Source organism: Caballeronia sp. LZ024, from assembly GCF_031451455.1.
Taxonomy (GTDB): domain Bacteria; phylum Pseudomonadota; class Gammaproteobacteria; order Burkholderiales; family Burkholderiaceae; genus Caballeronia; species Caballeronia telluris.
The window spans coordinates 259357-281456 of sequence record NZ_JARUXL010000004.1; the positions used below are offsets into that span (position 1 = coordinate 259357).

Annotated in this window: 15 protein-coding genes and 1 pseudogene; 12 read left to right on the forward strand and 4 right to left on the reverse strand. The window is 64.6% G+C overall.

Annotation, left to right across the window (positions count from 1 at the left end; all coding sequences use genetic code 11):
- Window positions 1-109: 109 nt before the first annotated feature.
- The 7 genes and pseudogenes from QCE48_RS23375 (at window position 110) to QCE48_RS23405 (ending at window position 8572) form a co-directional block, all read left to right on the forward strand.
- On the forward strand, window positions 110-1519 hold the full coding sequence (locus tag QCE48_RS23375; protein WP_309782525.1) for a PLP-dependent aminotransferase family protein: 1410 nt from the start codon (window positions 110-112) through the stop codon (window positions 1517-1519).
- A gap of 13 nt (window positions 1520-1532) precedes the next feature.
- Window positions 1533-1817 (forward strand): helix-turn-helix domain-containing protein, encoded by a 285-nt coding sequence (locus tag QCE48_RS23380; RefSeq protein ID WP_309782527.1) that lies wholly within the window; start codon window positions 1533-1535, stop codon window positions 1815-1817.
- Between the two features lie 504 nt (window positions 1818-2321).
- Window positions 2322-4731: pseudogene (locus QCE48_RS23385) on the forward strand (type VI secretion system Vgr family protein).
- A complete protein-coding gene (locus tag QCE48_RS23390) occupies window positions 4731-5489 on the forward strand; it encodes a hypothetical protein (protein WP_309782529.1) in 759 nt (252 codons plus the stop codon). The pseudogene QCE48_RS23385 and the gene QCE48_RS23390 overlap by 1 nt, the downstream one beginning before the upstream one ends.
- The gene (locus tag QCE48_RS23395) at window positions 5486-5929 is read left to right on the forward strand and encodes a hypothetical protein (RefSeq protein ID WP_309782530.1); all 444 of its coding nucleotides are present in this window, start codon (window positions 5486-5488) and stop codon (window positions 5927-5929) included. The genes QCE48_RS23390 and QCE48_RS23395 overlap by 4 nt, the downstream gene beginning before the upstream one ends.
- A 400-nt stretch (window positions 5930-6329) precedes the next feature.
- Entirely contained in the window at window positions 6330-6914 is a 585-nt protein-coding gene (locus QCE48_RS23400; protein WP_309794333.1) for an Imm52 family immunity protein, read from the forward strand.
- 206 nt (window positions 6915-7120) lie between these two features.
- Window positions 7121-8572, forward strand: a complete 1452-nt coding sequence (locus QCE48_RS23405; protein WP_309782534.1) for a PLP-dependent aminotransferase family protein — start codon at window positions 7121-7123, stop codon at window positions 8570-8572.
- Between the two features lie 24 nt (window positions 8573-8596).
- Here the strand turns inward: QCE48_RS23405 and QCE48_RS23410 are convergent, their stop codons facing one another.
- Together QCE48_RS23410 and QCE48_RS23415 are read right to left on the reverse strand one after the other, a co-directional pair.
- Entirely contained in the window at window positions 8597-9715 is a 1119-nt protein-coding gene (locus QCE48_RS23410; protein WP_309782537.1) for a TAXI family TRAP transporter solute-binding subunit, read from the reverse strand.
- A gap of 108 nt (window positions 9716-9823) precedes the next feature.
- Complete coding sequence (locus QCE48_RS23415; RefSeq protein WP_309782540.1) at window positions 9824-11641, reverse strand: zinc ribbon domain-containing protein; 1818 nt, start codon at window positions 11639-11641, stop codon at window positions 9824-9826.
- Window positions 11642-12073: 432 nt separating this feature from the next.
- Between QCE48_RS23415 and QCE48_RS23420 the strand changes: the two genes are divergently transcribed.
- Together QCE48_RS23420 and QCE48_RS23425 are read left to right on the forward strand one after the other, a co-directional pair.
- Complete coding sequence (locus QCE48_RS23420; protein ID WP_309782542.1) at window positions 12074-13609, forward strand: sensor domain-containing diguanylate cyclase; 1536 nt, start codon at window positions 12074-12076, stop codon at window positions 13607-13609.
- A gap of 272 nt (window positions 13610-13881) precedes the next feature.
- Window positions 13882-16314 carry an EAL domain-containing protein gene (locus QCE48_RS23425; protein WP_309782544.1) on the forward strand — a complete coding sequence of 811 codons (2433 nt, stop codon included), beginning with the start codon at window positions 13882-13884 and terminating at the stop codon, window positions 16312-16314.
- A gap of 36 nt (window positions 16315-16350) precedes the next feature.
- Here QCE48_RS23425 and QCE48_RS23430 read toward each other — a convergent pair whose 3' ends face one another.
- Window positions 16351-17271 (reverse strand): dihydrodipicolinate synthase family protein, encoded by a 921-nt coding sequence (locus QCE48_RS23430; protein WP_309782546.1) that lies wholly within the window; start codon window positions 17269-17271, stop codon window positions 16351-16353.
- A gap of 109 nt (window positions 17272-17380) precedes the next feature.
- Between QCE48_RS23430 and QCE48_RS23435 the strand changes: the two genes are divergently transcribed.
- From QCE48_RS23435 to QCE48_RS23445, 3 genes are all read left to right on the forward strand, one after another.
- Complete coding sequence (locus QCE48_RS23435) at window positions 17381-18334, forward strand: LysR family transcriptional regulator (RefSeq protein ID WP_309782548.1); 954 nt, start codon at window positions 17381-17383, stop codon at window positions 18332-18334.
- A gap of 181 nt (window positions 18335-18515) precedes the next feature.
- Window positions 18516-19769 carry a HAMP domain-containing sensor histidine kinase gene (locus QCE48_RS23440; protein ID WP_309782550.1) on the forward strand — a complete coding sequence of 418 codons (1254 nt, stop codon included), beginning with the start codon at window positions 18516-18518 and terminating at the stop codon, window positions 19767-19769.
- Window positions 19770-19840: 71 nt separating this feature from the next.
- A complete protein-coding gene (locus QCE48_RS23445; RefSeq protein ID WP_309782552.1) occupies window positions 19841-21457 on the forward strand; it encodes an alkaline phosphatase D family protein in 1617 nt (538 codons plus the stop codon).
- A 7-nt stretch (window positions 21458-21464) separates the two neighbouring features.
- On the opposite strand, the gene QCE48_RS23450 is transcribed toward QCE48_RS23445, so the two are convergent.
- The gene (locus QCE48_RS23450; protein ID WP_309782554.1) at window positions 21465-21710 is read right to left on the reverse strand and encodes a hypothetical protein; all 246 of its coding nucleotides are present in this window, start codon (window positions 21708-21710) and stop codon (window positions 21465-21467) included.
- Window positions 21711-22100: the final 390 nt, after the last annotated feature.

A 22100-nucleotide genomic window follows, 5' to 3' on the forward strand; every position in this document is an offset into this window, starting at 1 on the left:
AGCGTACTGTGTTCCGAAAACGCGACGGCGCACAGAAAACGGCAAAGTCAAGGGATACAGTTGCGGCGAATTGTCATAGACTTCCTCAACTGGACTCGAAAGCTGTCATTTGAAGCTCTACGAAAAACTCGCCGACGAAATCGAGCAGGCCGTGCGGCGCGGCGTGTTCGCGCCCGGCGAGCGGATCGCGTCGGTGCGGCACGCGAGCCAGCAGCACGGCGTCAGCATCAAGACCGTGCTGCATGCGTATGCGCTGCTCGAAAGCCGCGGCGTGGTCGAGACGCGGCCGCAGTCGGGTTATTTCGTGCGGGAAGCGGCGCCGGCGCAGGCGGCGTCTAAGCAGGCGCCGGTGCTCACCGTGGCCTCGGAAGTGGATGTGAGCCGGCTCGTGCTGTCGACGTTGCGCAGCATCCGCGCGAACGACGCCGTGCCGCTCGGCTCACCGTATCCGGACCCGACGCTCTTTCCGTGGCGCCGCATCAACCAGTACGCGAACGCCATCGCGCGGCGCCATGCGAGCTGGAACCTGATCGACGACCTGCCGCCCGGCAATCCCGAGCTGATTCGCCAGATCGCGCGCCGCTACGCGGAGAACGGCGTGCCGGTCGATCCCGACGAGATCATCATCACGGTCGGCGCGACCGAGGCGATCAACCTGAGCCTGCAGGCGGTCGCGAAGCCGGGCGACACGGTCGCGGTCGAATCGCCGACCTACTACGCGATGCTCCACGCGATCGAGCGGCTCGGCATGCGCGCGATCGAAGTGCCGACCCATCCGGCGGACGGCATCGACCTCGACGTCCTCGCGCAGATCGTTGCGACGCAGCCGGTCGCGGCCTGCATGGTGATGCCGAACTTCCAGAATCCGCTCGGCTTCCAGATGCCCGACGCGAAGAAACGGCAACTGGTCGCGCTGCTCGCGGCGCACGAAATTCCCGTGATCGAGAACGACGTCTATCACGAGTTGTATTTCGGCGAGACGCGTCCGTCGACGCTCAAGAATTTCGATACCAAAGGGCTTGTTTTGCACTGCGCATCGTTTTCGAAGAGCCTTACGGCGTCGTACCGGATCGGCTGGGCGATGCCCGGACGCTATCGCGCGCAGGTCGAGAAGCTCAAGTTCCTCAACACGCTCACGACGCCTTCGGTGCCGCAGGTCGCCGTCGCGGACTATCTGCGGCAGGACGGCTACGACCGGCATCTGCGGCAGGTGAGAAAGGCGTACCGGCAGCAGGCGCGCATCATGAGCGCGATGGTGCAGCGCTTCTTTCCGGCGGGGACGCGGGTGTCGTCGCCGCAGGGCGGATATGTGCTGTGGGTGGAACTGCCGCCGAGCGTCGATTCGATGCAGCTTTATCAGGCCGCGCTCGCGCATGGCATCACGATCGGCCCCGGCTACATGTTTTCGACGAAGAACGATTTTCGCCACTTCATCCGGCTGAACTACAGCTATCCGTGGACGTCGCAGACGGAAGGCGCGTTGCGCACGCTCGGAGAGCTGGCCGGAAAAATGACCTGAACGAGGGACTTTTATGAACGATGCCGATGCCGCAGACGGTGCAATCGATCCCGCGCTCGCCGCCGTGCTTGCGCAACTGTGGCGCGCGGAAGAAGAGACGCCGGGCGCCGCGTGGTCGCTCGCGAAGCTTTCGAAGCAGTCCGGCCTGCCGATGAGCGCGCTCAGACGCCAGTTGACCGCGCTCTCGGACGGCGGGATCGTCGAGACGACTTTCGACGAGACGGGCACCGGCACGGCGTGTTTGTCCGATGCGGGCAAGATATTGTGCGGTCAGCTGTTCGGCGGGCCGTTGCATTGACGTAAGCGAATACGCTGGACATGATTTCGGGCAACTGACGCGCAAGGCGACAAGCCTTCAGCCGGTTTCAGGCGCATCTCACCTTTGGCGTTGAAGGAGCAGGCGCAATGGCGCGCGACGCTCGGAGGACTGGGCGAAATCAAGAACCCGCGCCCGGTCGTGTTCGTGAGACAAGCTATGTAGGCAGACCACAACGCGGCTAGTGACTCCAGTACGCAGGGAATCGGTTCCCATTGCTGTACGTATGGCGACGTGCCTGACGCCACTGGATACCGGTACAGGCACGCGGAAAATGTGTCGGGAGAAGGTTGGCGCGGGTTTTTGTCAAGCTTTGTTAATCCCTGCTTATCCAATATTTATTTCGTTGACCTGATAGGTTATAAGTGTTCATTTAACAGCTTCGGCAGCTAACGCTGCGTCGTTGGCCTTTCGGGGGAGTACGAAGTGGGCGAGTTTGATCTATTGCGTAAGGGCGTCACGGGACGTCAGGCGTATTTTCTCGACGTGCCTGGCACGGACAGCGCGGCGGCGCTCTCCGTCGTGTCCTTCGAGGCGATCGAAAAGATGGGCGCACCCACCGAATTGCGCATTGAGTTGACTCATCCGCAGCAGCTTGCCCGTGCCGACTATTTGAACTGCGACGCGGCGTTTCCATCGTGCCCGACAATGGGCCGCCCCGAAAATTCTCCGGTTTCATTGAGCGCTTTTCCACAATCCAGACGACGAAGGACTTTGTCAGGTACGAAGTCGTACTCAAGTCGCATTTCGCTCGGCTGGCAGCGGTGACCCGCAGAAAAATCTTTCAGCACGCGAGCACACCCGACATCATCGCGGCGATTCTGCGCAGTCATGGTTTCCGACCCGAACAAATGTCGTTTCGGCTGCGCGCGCAATATCGCAAACACCTGTTTCGGATGCAGCACCAGATGAGCGATCTGGCCTATATCCACATGCTGATGGAAAAGGCTGGCATTTACTGTTACATCTTGGAGACGAAATACGGCGATCAGGTGATATTCGCCGATGACATCGACCATTACCTTTACGACCCGCGCCTGATCGTGCCGTATCGTGAGGCGGCGGGTCTGGAGGCTAACGGCGTCGAAGCCGTGACGGCGATCAAAACCCACGCCGTGACGGTGCCGCAATCGTTCACGGTCGCGGATTACAACCCGGAGCAAGCCTGGGAGCGTTTTCGCGACACGTCCAACGTCGCGCCTGGCGATCCACGACTTACGGTCAGCCGTACATCTACGGCACAAATCACCTGGACCAGGCCGGTGCGAAGTGGGAGGCACAGCTTCGCCATGAAGCGGCCATTGCCTGGCAAGTCGTCTATGAAGGCGAGAGCAGTGTGCTCGCGTTGCAGCCCGGCCGCGTGCTGGAAATGGACACCGCTTTGCCCGATGCGCCAAAAGGCCAGCTAATCATAGAAGTGACACACAGCGGCGCGCGCGATGTGTCCTATTCGAACACCTACAAGGCGATCCCCGCCGACCGCCGTTTCCGCCTCGAACTGGAGCCGGAAAACTGGGCCAAGGTGACCGGCACACTGAGCGCACGCGTCACCAGTCCGGACAAGTACACCTATGCGTACATCACCGCAGCCGGTCATTACACGGTTCGCTTCGATTCGGATTTCGAGACGTGGCCCAACGGCGGCGAAAGCGTCCCGCTGCGTCTCGCGAAACCGTTCGCGGGCAAGCAGCAAACCGGGATGCACTTCCCCGCGCTGGACAACGATGAAGCGATGATTACCTGCCGTGACGGCGATCCGGACAAGCCCGAAATCGTCAGGTTCCATCATCACAGCCAGGCGCGCGACCTGGTGACGAACGACCGTCGATGGCTCTCGCGCAACGTGATCCGCACGCAGGCGAACAACAAGCTGCGCATGGAGGACTGGGCGGGCCAGGAAGGTATCAAGGTCAGCACGGAGCACTCGGGCAAGTCGCAACTCAATCTCGGCCATTTGGTTGACAACAAGCTGGAAAAGCGCGGCGAAGGCTATGAGCTTCGCACGTCCGGTTACGGCGTGGAGCGCGCGGGCAAGGGTCTGCACCTGACGGCCTACGACCGCCCCGGCGCGAGCGGTAAGCAACTGGACATGCAGGGGACCATCGCGCAACTCGAGAGCGCACTGGCGACTGCGAAGGCGCTGGCGGCGTCCGCCACGAGCGCGAAGGCCGAGCCTGTCGATACCGACGCGCAACAGCAGATGAAGGAGGATTTCGACGGCCTGAAGCAACCGGCCCTGCTGATGAGCACGCCCGCATCGGCGGGCATCGTCGCGGGCGGCGGTGTGCAGCTTTCGGCGCAGGACAGTATCAATAGCGTCGCGGGGAATAACGCCGACTGGAGCGTGCTGAAGCGCTTCACGGTCGCGGCGGGCGAGAAGATTTCGCTGTTCGCGCAGAAGCTCGGACTGAAAATATTTGCCGCGAAAGGGCCCCTCGAAATTCAGGCCCAAGGTGGACCGATGTCGTTCATCGCGGACAAAGATGTCAACCTTGCCAGTGTCGACGGAAAAGTCAGTCTTGCGGCGGCTAGAGAAATCATTCTCGAATGCGGTGGTGCGTTCATTCAGATCAAGGACGGCAGCATTACACTCGGCGGTCCATTCGACCTGTTCATCAAGACCATCACCGTCCAGAAGCAAGGTAAAGCGTCGATGAATACGCCCATGCCATCAATGCCAGTTGTGCAGCCATATGACGAGCAGGTGCGAGCTATAGATGAAAAAACGGGTGAGTTCATTCCCGGGTTAGCCTATTACATCAAGACTCAGAGTGGTGCTATTTACACAGGCAATACAAATGCCGTTGGGTTATGTGAACGTATAGCTACCTGCGAGGCTGAGGAGTTGACAGTGTTATTTGGTGACGATGCCGAGAAAATGATGGGGATCATGTAATGCCACACAAGAAACAGGTCAAGACCAATTCCAAAAAGAATTCCATCGCTCAGGTGCCCCACAAGCGTAAAGTGCGTCTGCTGTTGTGGGGGGGCGCCGCCACACCGGGCGATAACGGTGCGTTTCAATGGGCTGCCCGGAACGTCATTAAAGATTACAACGCGGCCGACCGGGGAAACTTAAGAATCGGCGACCATCAAATTTTCGTCGCCAAGGATATTGTCAGCCACATCAACCAGCAGGAAGATGACAGCATCAGATCGCTAGACATATTCACGCATGGCGGCTCGCAGGCGCTGTACTTGACCACAGCCAGCCCGGATACAGAAAAGGTGCTGCGCTACGTTTTGCACAACTCAAGCCTTTATCGGAGCCGCGCGCGGATGATCGTGAACGCCGCCGGCTGGACTGAAGGCTCGGCGCTGATCAAAGAGATCGATTTCGGGAAGTTCGCAACGAACGCGAAGATTGAACTGCACGGGTGCAAGACGGCCGACGCCGAGTCGGACACAGACAACATCGCAGCGGACTTCTCCACCCGACTTTATGAAGCTGGCAAGACCAACTCTATCGTCATCGGCCACGCCGACAAGGCGACTCCCAACATTAAGGGAGGTGGAGAGAAAGACGATGAGCAGGATTACCGACACGGCCAGCGTGTCGTGTTCAGCAACGGAAAGGTCGTCAAGGTAACGAGCCAGAAGGGGTTCTTGGCTGAGCACGAGCTAGAGGCTCTGGCCGGGAAGGGTGGGTCATGAAAATCGCATCGGTCCTCCGCCTCCTGTCCGTAACCTTCCTCACTCTGGCCGTCGCACTGGTAGCCTATGGTCTCTTCGGCCTGTCGCACTTTGCCCGGTATACGGGTGAATACTCCGACGAGCGCTTGGTCCTGTTCGACAATGGTGTCTATCCGTTCATGTGGGGTGTCATGCTGCTAATAATCGGCCAACTCGCGTGCCTGCGGCATCGCCGACCGGCCATGCTCCTTGCAGCCGGCACAGCGTTCGCACTCTTCGTGTGGATGCATGTGTCGGTTCCATTGCCGCTTGCTGGTCAAGCGTTTTTCCCGGATGTCGGCTTGCTGGATTCGTTGATAGCAATCTGCGTCGTGGTGCTCTGCCTTGCCCTAGCGGATCGTCCAATTCAAAGTCTGTTGGGCTTGGTATTCAGACGTTCCTCGCCTAGACATCCCCGATAGACATGACTTAGCCTCTAGCGGGCTGCTGAAATTGACCGTGACAGAAGCAGCCTTTCCGCGCTTACGCAGAGTTCGACGTGAGGTTTATCGCATTCTGCATTTCAACGGCAAAGTTTTACGCATGCTCGCGGGTTGAGCCCAATTTCTGGCCTCATTCCCTTGTTTGGCCTACGGACGTACTCGTGCCAGTGAGCGCATGCGCACAAGGTGTAGGTTGCCATATTCGACCCGAACATCTGGTCGACTTTCTTCAATCTGCGTACCACTTGCAATGGGAAAAATATTCGTCAATTTCGATGTTACCTTCAGGTTGGATAACACAGAGTCGGTTCGATCCTATCAGCAACATTGGGAACGACTCAGGCGATTCGCGGACCTGCTGACAGTAGTCGGATTTCCGATGGAGAATTGGTTTATGCCTGGCGACAGTGAAGCAGAGTCACGCATACATCCGGCGTTCACTCCGTCAGGTCCGATAGACGCTGCCTTAGAGTGGTCGCAAAATAGAAGTCAGAATTCGGACACGCGCTCATTCGTTGGTGTTTGGAATGGAATACAAGGAGATGGCGGCGCGGCATTCAACACTAGCTACGCACTCAATGGGCCTTGCCTGACGCATTTTCAATCTCGAGGTGTTACTTCTCTAGCGCACTACACTACGATTGCAAATTTGCTGCAAGGGATTCTACAAATCTGGCCTGCGCAAGCTATTCAAGTAGCGCCGACCAAATATGAGTCCGTCTTTCCCGACCGACTTGCAGTCGGCTGGATGGTCTACCTGCCACACGCTCTCACAGCGGCAGAAGTTCCTGAAGCTCGCGCCTTGATTCCGGTTGCGCGCGACGGGCAGCAGCAAGGCACTATTATCGTCAGCGTGACGGATGCGGTGTTCGACGCGGATAACCGCGATCACGTCAAGGTGGCAAACGATATTGAAATCCGCTTGGCAGACCAGGACCTGCTACCGCGCTTCGCTGATCTATGATGCTCTTGTCCCGGCTACCGCTTGCGACGCCGGACTGCCAATCAGCCATTTTCGCACACATGCTTTGCTCGCGCGTTCATAAGCGGGCGACGCTGTCCCAGCAGGAAAGAAGATTCGCGGCTTACTTACTAAATATAAATAGCTTATCCAGATCGTAGAGGAATATAGCGGTATCGAATTTGGCAGACCCGCCCCCGACCCTAACCGTGGAAATCCATATCACACTCGAAGGCCGTCGCGACCTGACGGGCCAGATCTATCGCCAGTTGCGCTCGGGCATCGTCGAAGGACGGCTCGCCGCGAACGCGCGCCTGCCGTCCACGCGCGACCTCGCCGCGCAACTCAACGTGTCGAGAAAGACGACGCTCGATGTCTTCGAACGTCTGATCGCGGAAGGCTTTCTGCGCACGCGTGCCGGCGACGGCACCTTCGTCGCGGAAGGACTCGCGCGGCTGCCGGCGGCGCCGCGCGCGCCGTCGCCGGCGAGCGCGCGGGCGGCTGGCATCTGGGGCGCCATGCCGACCGGCATGGCGATCCCGATGCTGCCCGCCGACGCGCGCCTCGACTTCGATTTCAAGGGCGGCGTGACCGACAAGCGCCTCTTTCCGTGGGACGTCTGGCGCCGCTGCGTCAATCAGGCGCTCAGGACGCAGCAGCGCGCGGGCGGCGGCGTGGCGGCCTATCGCGATCCGGGCGGCGAGCAGGAGTTGCGGCTCGGCGTCTCGCGCTATCTGGCGTTCAGCCGCGCGGTGGTGTGCAACTGGCAGGACGTCGTCGTGACGCAGGGCGCGCAGCAGGCGCTCGATCTCGTCGGACGCGTCGTGATCCAGCCGGGCGATGTCGTCGCGGTGGAGGAGCCGGGCTATCCGCCCGCGCGCGCGCTCTTCGCCGCGCTCGGCGCGACACTCGCGCATGTGCCGGTGGATCGCGAGGGCTTGATCGTCGATCGGCTGCCGAAGCACGCGCGGCTTATCTACGTGACGCCTTCGCACCAGTTCCCGCTCGGCATGCCGATGAGTCTGGCGCGTCGCGTCGAGTTGCTGGAGTGGGCGAAGCGGCACGGCGCGGTAATCGTGGAGGACGACTACGACGGCGAATTCCGCTTCGAGGGGCGGCCGGTGGAGTCGCTGAAGAGCCTGGACCGCGCGGGGCTCGTGGCCTATGTCGGCACGTTTTCGAAGACGCTCTTTCCGGACTTGCGGATGGGCTACGTGGTGCCGCCCGAGTCGCTGCGCGAGCCGCTCTGGACAGCCAAGCGCGCCGGCGACTGGCACAGCTGCATGCTCACGCAGACGGCGCTCGGCACCTTCATGCTGAACGGCGAATTCGCGAAACACCTGCGGCGCATGCACAAGGCCTACGCGGCGCGGCGCGCGGCGCTGATCGGCCTCCTCGCCAGCGAACTCGGCGACGCGTTCGAGCCGATGCCCGCGACGGCCGGCATCCATCTCGTCGCGCGGCTCGCGTCCGGGTGGAACGAAGACGAAGTGGTGAAGGCCGCGCTCGATGCGTCGATCGGCGTGTACGGCATCGGCCCGTTTTACGCGGACGAGCGACGCGAGCAGGGCGTGCTGATCGGTTACGGCGGTGCGAGCGTCGAGGCGATCGAAGGCGGTTTTCGCCGCCTCGCCACGCTGATGCCCGGACTCAGAGGCTGAGCCCGGCGCGCGCCGCCAGCGGCCTCACTCGCAGAGCATCAGCACCTTTTCCTGCGCCGTGCACGCAGGCTTTCGCGCCGCCTGCGCCGCCGGCTCGCGGCGTGTCGCGGCGCGCTCGGGCTTGGGCGGCGCATCGGCGGCGGCCGTTCTTCGCGCGATGCACGCGCGCAAGTGCTTCTCGATCGGTGGATAGTATTTCCAGCCGCGGCTAAGCGGCGGCAGTTCGAGGTGAACCTGCTTCCACTTCGGATGGCCGTTCGCCTGGAGACTGTCGAAGTTCGTGCACAGCGAATCCGCGAACTTCGTCATCGTGCCGACCGTGCCCTTCAGGCCGTAGTCATAGGTGACGAGAAACGCCTTGACGGTGAGCGTCGGCGTTTCTTCCTGGATCCAGTTCGGATAGCTCGACGTGCGGATCGTCGCGGGGAAGTAGGTCTGCTTGGCGCGCGCGGTTTCGGGCGCGCTCGGGTCGAGGCGCAGCAGCTTGATCTGTTGCAGCAATTCGGGATTCATGTCCTGAAAGAGCTTGGCAGGCTGCCCCGCGACGATGATCGCCACGTCGATCTTGCGCACGATCAGCTTCGCGAGCGCGTCCTCGTTGCTGTAGTGCTGCGCGTTCTGGTCGGGAATCGGTTCACCGAACATCAGGCGATAGAGCGTCGCCGACGACTGCGCCGTGCCGCTGCCGATCAGCCCCACGCTGATGTTCTTGTCCTTGATTTCGTGGATATATTTGAGCGGCGAGTCCGAGCGCACGACGAAATAGATCTCCTCGTCATAGAGCGGCATGATGAGCCTGAGCGGCTGGATGATCTTGCCGGCATCGGCGTTGCCCGAGGTCGCCATGTCCACATACGCCTGATACACGTCCGACTGCACCAGCGCGAATTTCACGTTGGGCTCGTAGCGCATGCGCTGGACGTTCTCCGCCGATCCCTTCGACGCCAGCACTTCGAGGTCGATGCCGACCGGATCGGCGACGATCTTCGAGAGATCCTGTCCGATCTGGATATAGGTGCCGCGCTCGGGGCCGGTCACGATCTTGTACGGGACGTCGGCGGCGAGCGCGCGGGTCGCGGCACCGTAAAGCCCGCACAGGACAAGGAAGGCGAGTCCCCAGCGCATGAATTTCGACGAGTGCATGTTTTACCCTTTGTATCGGAGTTGGACGGGTGCTGCGAAACTCGCGTCTCGCCGGAACGGCGCCGCCAGCGGGCGACGCGTCCGGCGATCGGCGACCGTGTGCCGGACTCAGCGCGATGGCTTGGGCATCGAGTCGCCGCCGCTCCAGCCGAACTGCTTGATCGCACGTTCGAGTTCGTCGGCGCTCTCGCCATCGGGAAGCGGCGCACGCGGGGCGGGCCGGGTCTCCGTCGCGCCCGTGCTGCCCGGTGTGTTGCCCGTGACGGCGGCCGTGCGGGTGGCGGTCGCGGCTATCGGCACCGGGGTGGGCGCTGTCGTTGTCGTCGTGTTGGCCGGCGCGGTCGTCGTCACGACGGCGGCGCTCGAGGGAATCGCCGTCGCGACTCGCGCGGCAGGCACGGGCGTCGGCGCGGCGTAGGAGGGCGCGGCGCTCGGGGCTGTGGTCGTCGCGGTTGCGGTCGTCGTGGGGACGGTGCTGCGCGTCGTCGCGGTCGTGGCCGGCGTGGCGTGCTCCGCCGTCGCTGTCGCCGTCGCGGTCGTTCCCGTGCCGTGCGCGGCCGTTGGCGACGCCGCCGTGGTCGGCGTGTTTCGTGTGGCCGTCGACGACGACGTGGCAGGTGTGGTCGGCAGGAGCGGCGGCGAGATGGCCGGGGCCGGGATCACGGTGACATCGGCCATCGCGGATGATGGCGCGCTGCGCCCATAACTGGACGAACGCCGGCTTTCGCGCGCGGGCGACGGCGTGGGGCTCGCGCGCGTCTCGGCGGGCGGCGCTGCCGGTGTGCGCGCAGCGGCGACGGCCTGTTTCTGCGGTGTCGCGGTCGGCGGCGTTTGCGCCGGTGCCGGGGTCGCTGCGGCGACATGGGCAGGCGGCGTCGCGGCCTGCACGGCAACGGTCGCGGCGGGCGGCACGGCGCCCGCGTTGTCCGGCGCCGCTTTCTTCTTGGCGAGCGGCGGCGTCCCCGCGAGCCAGCCCGCGTGCGTGATGACGCGTTCGAGCATCGCCTGCGATTCGGTATTGCTGCCGTCGAGCGCGAGCGCCTCGCCCGCGTTCTGCTGGACGCAAGCCCACGCCGATGTCTTCTCGCATGCCCGCGCGAGTTGCAGCGCGGCGTCGCGTTCCAGTTCGCGCTGCGCCAGATCGTCCTTCAGGCGCTGCACGTCGGGCCTCGATTGCTGCGCCGTTGCGATGCTCTTCAGCCGGTTGCGCGCGGCGCTCAGGTCGTGCTGCTCCATCGCGCGGCGCGCGGCCAGCACGGTATCGCCGATGGACATCGGCCGGTCGTCGGCTGAAGGCCGTCTTTCGATCGCCGCCGATACCGACGGCGCAGTCGTGGTCGCGGGCAGGGCGCCGGTTTGCGTGCGGCCGCCAGGCTTCGCGTCGATCGTGCCGGAAGCGCTGTGCTGGGTGCTCGGCGGCGCGTCCTCGTCGTCGGCGCTGCCGTCGTGCAGCAGGTACGCGGTGCCGCCCGCGAGCAGCGCCAGCGCGCACACGCTCGCGATCATCGTCTTGCGGCGATTCCATCCTTCGGAGTCGGGGAGAACGTCCGGATCGGCTTCGAGTGAACCCGGCGGCGAATTCGAGAGCGGCGGCGACGCCGCGCCGGAAGCCGCATTTGAAGACGCGGGCGCAACGGGTTCGGGCGTCCGCGCGACCGATGGCGGCACGGCGCCGGCGACGGGCGCCGCCGCTGCGAGCGCCGGTCCTGCGGCTGCTCCCGCTGCGGCCGCGCCTGCCGGCTTGAAGAGCCCGCCGCGCTCCTTTGTCTGTTCCGCGCCGCGTGTCCTGGCGCGCCCTTCGCCGAATGCGGCGGCGCGGTCGGCGCCGCAGTTCGGGCAACTGTCCGCGCTTTTGCGCAGCGTGCTGCCGCAGCGCTGGCAAACCACGGAGAACATCGATGCAGGAAAGGTCAGACGGGTAGTCATGCTGAATCCCTCGAAGGACATGTGCGTGTTTCCATGCCGCCATTCATGCGGACTTCGCGCGCAACGCTGCGAGGTCTCGCGAGCAGCAATCCTTCGTTCTCCCTATGCGGGCAATGCTCATATATAGGGAAGCGACAGGTCAAATATGTGTCAACTCATCAAGCGCGTCAATCGCCGTTCGCCCCTACGAACCGGCCGGCGCGGGTTAAGGAACACCATCAAATCAGGTACTTGACACCGCATTCGAACCCGGCGTCCGGTCGTGCGCGGTGCGTGAAACGATTGCCGCCGACGCATCGGAAAGCGGGCCGCTTGCTTCCGGTGCGCAGTTTCTGACATATTGAGCGTCCGCGGGCGGCTTTGAACCGCCAATTTCCAGCTAAAAAAAGACAAGGCCACATTGCAAGTCAGCGCCAACCCAGACGACTCGCCATGCCCAAGCCGTTCGAGCGCGTAACTCACCTGTTCGTGTCGCCTCGCTGGGTGCTGGGAGGCGGCGCGCTGCTGTTGATCGCGATGTTTTCCATTTGCGGGGCGATCCTGTGGGACGCCCGCCAGGACGCGTTCGACCGCGCCCAGGACGCCGCGCGCAACACGATGCTCGTCATCGAGCGCGACATCGCCCGCAACATCCAGTTGTATGACCTTTCTCTGCAGGCGGTGGTCGACGGCGTGCACGATCCGCGGCTCGCTTCCTTGCCGCAGGACATCCGGCGCGGCTATCTGTTCGACCGTGCGGCGGACGCCGAGTATCTCGGCGCCGTGTTCGTGCTCGATGCGCGCGGCGACGTCGTGATGGATTCGCGCGTGAACGAGCCCGCGCCCGCCAACTTCGCCGATCGCGACTACTTCCAGGCTCATGTCACGACGCGCAACGCGGGGCTCTATGTCAGCCATCCGTATCGCTCGCGCATGCGCAAGCTCGATCCGAGCATCGCGCTGTCGCGGCGCATCGACAATCCGGACGGCTCGTTCGGCGGGATTGTCGTGATCGCCGTGCAGCTGGAATATTTCCATCGCCTGATGGCGGGGCTCGCGCTCGGACCGCACGGCACGATGGCGCTGATCCGCGAGGACGGCACGCTCCTCATGCGCTCGCCGTACAGCGAACAGATGATCGGCCGCGACCTGCGCGGCACGGGGCCGTTCACGAAGATGTCGCAGGCGGCAGAAGGGCAGTTTCCCGACGTGGCGTCGATCGACGGCGTGAAGCGCATCTATTCGTACCGGCATCTGCCGGGCTTGCCGCTGATCGTCGAGATCGCGGCGGCCGAGACCGACATCTATGCGAACTGGCGCACGCGCGCGTGGCACATCGGCATCGTGATGGGCGCGTTCGGGCTCGCGTTCGCGGTGCTGAACCTGATGTTCGCGTATTCGCTGCGGCAGCGCGCGCGGGCCGAATCGGCGCTGATGATGCTCGCGCGTCTCGACAGCCTGACGGGCCTTTCCAACCGCCGCACGCTCGACGAACTGCTGGAGCGCGAATGGCGCCGCGCGAACCGCAGCGGCCAGTCGCTCTCGATCCTCTTCGTCGATATCGACCGCTTCAAGAACTACAACGATACTTACGGCCATCAGGCCGGCGACGACGTGCTCGCGGCCGTGGCGAAGTGCATCGCGGGCCGGCTCTCGCGTGCGGGCGATGTGGCCGCGCGCTACGGCGGCGAAGAGTTCGTCGTGGTGCTGCCGCACACTGCCCGCGAAGGCGCGTTGCAGCACGCGGAGACGATGCGACAGGCGGTGGCGGCGCTCGGCATCGCGCATGCGGGAAGCGAATTGCACAAGGTCACGGTGAGCATCGGCGTGGCGACGTGGCAGGCGGAAGGGCACGCGGAGCACGTGCGGGAACACGCGCCGGCCCAGCCCGGACGGACGCTCGCCGCCGTCCTGCGCGCCGCCGACGAAGCGCTCTATCGCGCGAAGCAGACGGGCCGCAATCGCGTGTTCGGCGTTCAGGTGGCGTGACCACGCGCCGGGTTCGCAAGGCCGCGGCACGGCGACCATCGTCGGGGAAAAATCCGCGCGCGAGGGGGCCCGCAATCGGACGCTTTCTTAATTGAGATAGCGCCGCCGGTTTGCTACGATGCTCGACGATAACCGCGACGGGGCCGCGGCGATCACCCGGCAACGGCAGTTCACCGCGCCTTTACCGGCTGATCGAGAACGACTATAAATTCCAGGGCGCGCGTCCCCTGCGCACACTGTCGCGCCGCGCCCGCGAAGAACGGGGAGAGTGCATGGGAAGTCCGTCGCGGGACCGCAACGCGCAACTCATCGGTGTCATCTGGCCGTTTCTGGCCGTCATCCTGATTCTCGTCGCGCTCGCCATGCTGAGCATCGACATCATGTCTTCGGTGCGCGCCTATATCGGTGGCGAAAGCATCTGGTCGAAAGGCCAGAAAGACGCAGTCTTCCAACTCGATCTCTACGCCGAAACCGGCGAGCCCGCCGCGTATCGGCAGTACCTTGCGGCCGTCGCCGGCCCGCAGAATCTGCGCCGCGCGCGCGAGGCGCTCGAGCGCGATCCACCCGCTGACGCCACGGCCCGCAGCGCGCTGCTCGCGGGCGGCATCTATCCGGCGGACATCGACGACATGATTTGGGCGTCTCGCGTGTTCCGCCGCGTGAGCTATTTCGACGAAGCGCTCGGCTACTGGACGCGCGCCGACGCCAGGCTGGATCAACTCGATGCCGTGGCGCACGCGCTGCACGCGCAACTGCGGGACGGTGCCCGCGACGCCGCGATCGTCGATCCGCTCAAGCGCCAGATCCGCCGGATCAATGCCGATATCGCGCCCGAATCGCTTGGCTTTTCCGTCGTGCTCGGCACGGCGTTCAGGCGCACCGCGTCGCTGCTGCTCGCGGCGGACCTGATCGCGACGCTCACGCTCGTGCTGCTGTGTGCCGTGCACGTGCGGCGACTAATCGGCGAGCGCGGCCGCATCGAAGCGGCGCTCACGCAAAGCGAGGCGCGCGCGAAAGCGACGCTCGGCTCGATCGGCGAGGCGGTCATCGCGACGGGGCCGACGGGCATCGTCGAGTTCGTCAATCCGGCGGCCGAGCGCATTGGCGCCGTGCGCGCGGCGGATTGCCTCGGGCGTCCGCTCGTCGACAGCTTTCTGCTGCTGCACGAAGCGAGCCGCGAGCCGGTCGATCCGCTCGCGCAGGCGCATTTCGGCCGGCACGCCGAATGGGTGCTGCGGTGTCCCAACGGCGACGAAATCTTCGTGCAGGCGGTCAGTTCGCGCATCAGCGACTCGGCCGTGGGCCGGCCGGGCGCGGCCGCGGCTGGGTCGAGCGAGATGGGCTTCGTGCTGATCCTGCGCAACATGACGCGCGAGCACGAATACATCGAGAGCCTCGCGTGGGCCGCGACCCACGACGCGCTCACGGGTCTCGTGAACCGCGCCGAATTCGAAGCGCGCCTCGCGGTGGCGCTCGCCGACGGCGCGCCGGAGGAAGAGCGGGCGTCGGCGCTGCTGTTCCTCGATCTCGACCGCTTCAAGGCCGTGAACGACACCTGCGGCCACGCGGCCGGCGACGCGATGCTGCGCGAAGTCGCGGCGCGTTTCGAGCGCTCGATCGGCCGCGCGGACACGCTCGCGCGGCTCGGCGGCGACGAATTCGCGGTGCTGCTCGCGGGCGGCGATCCGGCGCGCACGGAGGTCGTGGCCGAGCGCCTGCGCGCGAGCCTCGACGACTTCGCGTTCGACTGGGAAGCGCAACTGCTGACGACGAGCGTGAGCGTGGGCGTGGTGGATCTGTGCGGGGCGCGGATGAGCGTCGAGGAAGCGCTGCGCCTCGCCGACATCTCGTGCTACATGGCGAAGGAGCGCGGCCGCGACCGCGTGCAGATGGCGGACCTGCGCGACCGCGAACTCGTCCGGCACGCGAACGAAGTGTCGTGGGGACGGCGGCTGAAGCAGGCGCTCGACCATGAGCATTTCTGTCTCTATGTCCAGCCGATCGTGGCCGTGGGCGAAGGGCGCGCGCAGACGCCGCGCCGGGCCGAACTGCTGCTGCGCATGCAGGAGCCGGGCGCGGGCGTGATCGCGCCGAATCTCTTCGTGCCCGCCGCCGAGCGCTACGGCCTCATGACGCTGATCGACCGCTGGGTGGTCCGCGAGGCGCTCGGCGTGCTCGCGAACGCCGAACGCAAGCACTTCGACGAATATTCGATCAACCTGTCGGGCGCGTCGGTGGGCGACGAGCGCTTTCTCGACTTCGTGCGCGAGCAGTTCGCGTCGAGCGGCGTGGCGCCGGGTTTGATCTGCTTCGAAATCACGGAAACGGCGGCGATTGCCAATCTCGCGTCGGCGGCGCGCTTCATGCGCGAGTTGAATGCGCTCGGCTGCCGCTTCGCGCTCGACGATTTCGGCGCGGGCATGTCGTCGTTCGGCTACCTGAAGCACTTGCCGGTCGAGTATCTGAAGATCGACGGCAGCTTCGTCATGGACATCCAGCACGATTCCGTCAGCCGCGACATGGTCGCCGCGATCAACGAGATGGGCCACTCGATGAAATGCCGGACGATCGCCGAATACGTCGAGAGCGACGGCATTCTCCAGACGCTCGGCGAGATCGGCGTGGACTTCGCGCAGGGTTTTCATATCGGCCGGCCGCTGCCGTGGACGGAAGAAGCCGTCGCGCCGATGGCGGCGTCGGCCTGAGTTGCGCCTTTGCCGCCTTTGCCGCGCTCCCGCCGCTTATTTGCCCCAGCGCAGCACCAGCGGATCGAGCCGGCGCGCGACTTTCAGGAGGCCGTCGCGCACGGCGGGATGCATCGGCGCGAACGGATGACGCACGGCGTCGGAGCCGATGACGCCGCCTTCCTTCATCAGCGTCTTGCACGCGGCGAGCCCGCACTGCCGGTTTTCGTAGTTAATGAGCGGCAGCCATTGCTGATAGAGGTCGGCGGCTTTTTCCGTCTCGCCGGCGAAGTACGCATCGACGATCTGGCGGATGCCGTCCGGATACCCGCCGCCCGTCATCGCGCCGGTCGCGCCCGCATCGAAATCCGGGATTAGCGTGATCGCTTCCTCGCCGTCCCACGGACCGACGATCGCGTCGCCGCCCAGTTCGATCAGTTCACGCAGCTTCGAGGCCGCCTGCGCCGTCTCGATCTTGAAGTACGACACGTGCTCGACTTCCTTCGCCAGCTTCGCGAGAAACGGCGCCGAGAGCGGCGTGCCGGCGACGGGCGCGTCCTGGATCATGATCGGGATGTCGATCGCATCCGACACCTGGCCGTAGAACTCGCGGATGCCGCGCTCGGCCACGCGGATCGTCGCGCCGTGGTACGGCGGCATGATCATCACCATCGCGGCGCCCGCGTCCTGCGCGGCGCGGCTGCGCGCGGCGCAGATGTGGGTGCTGAAGTGCGTCGTCGTGACGATCACCGGCACGCGGCCCGCCACGTGTTCCAGCACGGTCTTCTGGACGGCGCTGCGTTCGTCGTCGGTGAGGGCGAACTGCTCGGAGAAGTTGGCGAGAATGCACAGGCCGTCCGATCCGGCGTCGATCATGAAATCGATCGCGCGCTTCTGGCCTTCGAGGTCGAGGCGGCCGGCGTCGTCGAAGATGGTCGGCGCGACGGGGAACACGCCGCGATAGGGCTGCTGTGCCATGAGACTGTCTCCTTGTGGGTTGTACTGCGCCGACTATACGGCCGCAAAAGCGCGGCTGTATAGTGAAACCTTTCCATCGCATGATCGCTTTTGCGACTCACCTCGCCTCATGAAAAACACGCCCGACGTGCTGATGTCGCGCCTGCGGATGAAGCAGCTCCAGTTGCTGATCGCGCTCGACGACCACAAATCGCTGCACAAGGCCGCGGGCGCGATGGCGATGACGCAGTCCGCGGCCAGCAAGGCGCTCGCGGAACTCGAATCGATGCTGGAGGCGCCGCTCTTCGAGCGCGCGAAGACCGGGTTGATCCCGAACCAGTTCGGCCGCTGCGTGATCCGCCACGCGCGCGTGCTCGCGACCGACCTCGCTTCGCTTTGCCAGGAAGTCGCGCAGATCCGCTCGGGCACGGGCGGGCGGCTCGCGGTCGGCGCGATCATGGGCGCGGTGCCGAAGGTGGTCGCGCCGATCGTCAACGCGCTCAACGCGAGCCATCCCGAACTGTCGATCGAAATCGTCGAGGACACGAGCGTGCGCATGCTCACGCTGCTCGACGACGGTCATCTCGATCTCGTGATCGGGCGCGCGAGCGTGGCCGCGGAGCCGTCGAAGTATCACTATCAGGCGCTCGACGACGAGCCGCTTTCGGTGGTCGTCGCACCGCATCATCCGCCGCTGGCGCAAGACGTCGTGACGCTGGCGGATCTGGCGGGGCATCGCTGGGTCACGTACCCCGGTTCCATGCCGATGAACGCGCTGCTCGCGCGCGAGATGGACCTCGCGGGCGTGGCCCCGCCCGCGAGCCGCATCTCCACGGCCTCCACGTTCGCCACGGTCGCGTTGCTTCAGGAGGGCGCGGATCTCGTCTCGATCCTGCCGACGGACGTTGCCGCGCTGTTCGCCCGCCACGGGATGCTGCGCATCCTGCCCGTCAGGCTGAGGTCGAAGTCGCAGACGTTCGGCATCGTGACACGGAAGGGCGGCGTGCTTTCGCCGCCCGCGAAGCAGTTCGTGCAGTTGCTTCGCGAGCAGAGCCGCGTGCCGAGGCACGTTGCCAGCAATTAAGAAGCCTTTTAACCCGGATTAGTCGACTTTAGGCCGGTCGTGCGCTGCACGGGCCTATACTTTCGACACGTGCCGCAACCGAAATCTGCCTTCGACCATTGCGATCGGCGGCAGCATTCGCTGCGCGAACATCGACGAACGTCCACAGGCGCCAGCGGCGCCACAGCGAGCGGAAGCGGCCATGAGCGACACATCTGCCGGTGAACTGCAAGGGCTTGTCGCCACGCTGCGCGCACAGCAGACGGCGCTCACCGAACGGTGGATGAAGCTCGTCTTCGGCGACGCGGAAGTCGAACACTCGGACCAGCTCACGTATCGCCAGCTCGCGGACCATCTGCCCAGCATCTTCGAGGAAATCTGCATCGTGCTCGAACGGCGCAACCTGCGCGACCAGGAAGGCGCGATCGAGCGCAACGCGCGGCAGCACGGCCAGTGGCGCTGGCAGCAGGGCTACCGCATCGACGAACTGGTGCGCGAACTCGATCTCTTTCGCCAGGTGCTGCTCGCGGCCATCGGCGACTACGCGAGCGCGCATCCGGCGTTCCACCGCGACGCCGAAGAACGCGCGCGGCTGATGACCGACGAGGTGGTGAGCTTCGTCACGCTGGCGTCGATCCGCGAGGCGGTCAGCGAGCGCGATCGCAAGATCGACGAATACACCGGTATGCTCGAACGCGCGAATCACGAACTGACGCTGCGCCAGCGGCTCATCGGCGATCTGTACGAATCGCGCATGCAGGTGACGCGGCGCGTCGCCCACGACCTGCGCAATTTCCTGAACGTGTTCTCCACCGCACTGCAACTGGCCGGCCGTGCGCCCGCGAAGAAGGACGCGGCGCTCGCGCTCGCGAACCGCCAGGTCGCCGACATGACGCTGCTCGTCGACGAAATGGTCGAGTATTCGAAGGTGCTCAACGACGACGCGGTCCTGACCGTCGAGCCGTTCGACCTCACCGGCCTCTTCGACGAACTGATGCAGGCGAGCCGGAGCGCCACCGAGGCAAAGGGTCTCAAACTCAGCGGACATATCGACCCAGGCCTTTCCGTGGTCACGTCGAACCGGCTGAAGCTCAAGCAGGTCGCCTACAACCTGCTGTCGAACGCGATCAAGTACACGTCGTCGGGCGAAGTCTCGCTGACGATGACCGCCGTCGCCGAAGGACAGTGGCGGCTGCGGGTGGCGGACACGGGCGTCGGCATCGGCGCGGACGATCAGGAGCGCGTCTTCGAAGAGTTCGAGCGCGCCGCCTCCGACGACATCCCCGGCACCGGGCTCGGGCTCGCGATCGTCAAGGAACTGTCGCGCGCGCTCAAGGGCGACTTGCGTTTCCAGTCGTTCAAGGGCAGCGGCAGCGTGTTCGAAGTCGTGTTTCCGGTGACGCTCGACGCGGACGGCGACGCGAATTCCCCCAATCCATCCGACCGCGCGCCCTGAAACAAAAACGACATGGTTTGCCTCTACCATCGACAACCTCGTGACATCCCCCATCTCCGAGGAATCGTCTCATGTCAGAGTGTGTCGAAAGGCCGTCGCGCCGTATTCTTCTTAAAACCCTTGCTGGCGGCGCGGGCCTCGCGCTTGCCGGATCGCGTATCGGCGAGGTGCTCGCGCAGGGCGTCGCGCCGGCGGTCGTGACGGCCGACAAGCTGCGTCCGAAATTACCGGGCGGCGTGATGAGCGGCGACGTCACCGCGACGAGCGGCATCGTCTGGAGCCGCACGGACCGTCCGTCGCGGATGATCGTCGAGTATTCGACGAGCGAGCGCTTCCAGACTTTCGAGCGGCGTATCGGGCCGGCGGCGCTCGAAAGCAGCGACTTCACCGCGCGGATCGATCTCACCGGACTTCCGCCGGGCGCCGATCTGCACTATCGCGTGCGCTTTCAGGACCTCGCCAACGAAAAGGCGCTGAGCGAGCCGGTGACGGGCCGCCTGCGCACCGCCGCCGTGAGCGCCGGCAAACCGGTCACGTTCGTCTTTTCCGGCGACGAAGCGGGGCAGGGCTGGGGCATCAACGAACGCTTCGGCGGCTATCGGGTGTACGAAGCGATGCGGCGCGAGTCGCCCGATTTCTTCATCCATTCCGGTGATCAGATTTACGCCGACGGCCCGATCCAGTCCGAAGTGACGCTGCCCGACGGCACGCTGTGGACCAATCTCGTGACGGAAGCGAAGTCGCATGTCGCACAGACGCTCGACGACTATCGCGGCGCGTTCGCCTACAACCAGCTCGATGCGAACAAGCGCCGCTTCATGGCGGAAGTGCCGTTCCTCGTGCAATGGGACGACCACGAAGTGCGCAACAACTGGTATCCGGGCCAGCAAATCGGCGCGGCGGAGAAGCGCTACACGACGCGCGCGGCGTCGCTGCTCGCGGCGCGCGCGAAGCAGGCGATGTTCGAGTACAACCCGTTTCGCATCGACCAGCTCGATCCCGAACAGGTGTATCGCGGCTTTCAGTTCGGGCCGCTGCTCGACGTCTTCATGCTCGACGAGCGTTCGTATCGCGGGCCGAACTCGCCGAACCGGCAGACGCGGCTCGATAGCGAGTCCGCGTTTCTCGGACCGCAGCAGGCCGCGTGGCTGAAGGCATCGCTGAAAAACTCGCGGGCGACCTGGAAGGTGATCGCGAGCGACATGCCGATTTCGCTCGTCGTGCCCGACGCGAATCCCGATGTGCCGAAAGGCATCTTCGAAGCGTGGGCCAACGCGGACGACGGCGCGCCGTCGGGACGCGAACTGGAACTCGCGGACATCCTGCGCTTCATCAAGCGCGAGAACATCGAGAACGTCGTGTGGGTGACGGCCGACGTTCACTACGCGCAGGCGACGCACTACGATCCGTCGCGGGCGAAGTTCACCGAGTTCAAGCCGTTCTGGGAATTCGTCGGCGGCCCGATCAACGCGGGCACGTTCGGCCCGAACGACCTCGATGCCACCTTCGGTCCCGAGCTTCGCTACGTGAGCGTGCCGAAGGACAATCCGCAGAACCGGTCGCCGGCTGCGCGCCAGCAATACTACGGCCGCGCCAAGATCGATCCGGCGAGCCGCGCGATGACCGTGTCGCTGCACGATCTCGACGGCAAGTCGCTCTGGGAAGTCACGCTCGATCCCGAAGCGTGACCGACGCTCATTGTCCGAACGGCACGTCGCATTGCGGGACGACGCCGCACGTCTGCTGCCGGCGCGCGGCCGACACGACGTCGCCCTGTCGGACTGCGCCGTAGGACGTGGCGTCGCTCGCTGGCGTCGCGGCTTCTGCGGCTTCGCGCAAAGCGGCGGCGATGGCGTCGTCCTGTGCTTCCTGCGCGTAGCTCGCGTTCATCGTGGCGAACGTCAGCGCGGCTGCTGCGGCGATCATCAGTCTTGCGTTCATGTGAAGCTCCTTCGTGTGCGCGGTCGTGCGACGGCATTCGTTCGCGACCTCGCCGGCTGGAATCGCGCTGTTTCGATGGCGGCCCCGGTGATCGCCGGCAGACATCCCGCTGCCGGCTATCCGCGCGCATCGACGTAAAGCGGTCGGATGCCGGTTCCGGGCGCAATGTGGCGCGCCGTGCCGGCCTTGGTTGTGTGAGTGCCTTGCGCGATACGGTGCCGTGCGTGCGATGACGAGGATTGATGAAGGCGTCCTGTCGTCGACTTTTTGAGTCCGCATGCACCTTAAAGCGCGTGGGTGAAATTTACGGTGGCGGGCGGGATGCGCATAGTCCTCTTGAGGAGGGCGCGTGATGGGGGGAACAAAAAAGGCCGCGAACCCAAGGTTCGC

Bases quoted from the DNA above. Each gene is read 5' to 3' on its own strand.
- QCE48_RS23435 (WP_309782548.1), top strand. From the start codon at position 17,381: ATGAAAAACACGCCCGACGTGCTGATGTCGCGCCTGCGGATGAAGCAG.
- QCE48_RS23430 (WP_309782546.1), bottom strand. From the start codon at position 17,271: ATGGCACAGCAGCCCTATCGCGGCGTGTTCCCCGTCGCGCCGACCATC.
- QCE48_RS23425 (WP_309782544.1), top strand. From the start codon at position 13,882: ATGGGAAGTCCGTCGCGGGACCGCAACGCGCAACTCATCGGTGTCATC.
- QCE48_RS23380 (WP_309782527.1), top strand. From the start codon at position 1,533: ATGAACGATGCCGATGCCGCAGACGGTGCAATCGATCCCGCGCTCGCC.
- QCE48_RS23445 (WP_309782552.1), top strand. From the start codon at position 19,841: ATGTCAGAGTGTGTCGAAAGGCCGTCGCGCCGTATTCTTCTTAAAACC.
- QCE48_RS23410 (WP_309782537.1), bottom strand. From the start codon at position 9,715: ATGCACTCGTCGAAATTCATGCGCTGGGGACTCGCCTTCCTTGTCCTG.
- QCE48_RS23395 (WP_309782530.1), top strand. From the start codon at position 5,486: ATGAAAATCGCATCGGTCCTCCGCCTCCTGTCCGTAACCTTCCTCACT.
- QCE48_RS23415 (WP_309782540.1), bottom strand. From the start codon at position 11,641: ATGACTACCCGTCTGACCTTTCCTGCATCGATGTTCTCCGTGGTTTGC.
- QCE48_RS23390 (WP_309782529.1), top strand. From the start codon at position 4,731: ATGCCACACAAGAAACAGGTCAAGACCAATTCCAAAAAGAATTCCATC.
- QCE48_RS23420 (WP_309782542.1), top strand. From the start codon at position 12,074: ATGCCCAAGCCGTTCGAGCGCGTAACTCACCTGTTCGTGTCGCCTCGC.
- QCE48_RS23440 (WP_309782550.1), top strand. From the start codon at position 18,516: ATGAGCGACACATCTGCCGGTGAACTGCAAGGGCTTGTCGCCACGCTG.
- QCE48_RS23450 (WP_309782554.1), bottom strand. From the start codon at position 21,710: ATGAACGCAAGACTGATGATCGCCGCAGCAGCCGCGCTGACGTTCGCC.
- QCE48_RS23400 (WP_309794333.1), top strand. From the start codon at position 6,330: ATGGAGAATTGGTTTATGCCTGGCGACAGTGAAGCAGAGTCACGCATA.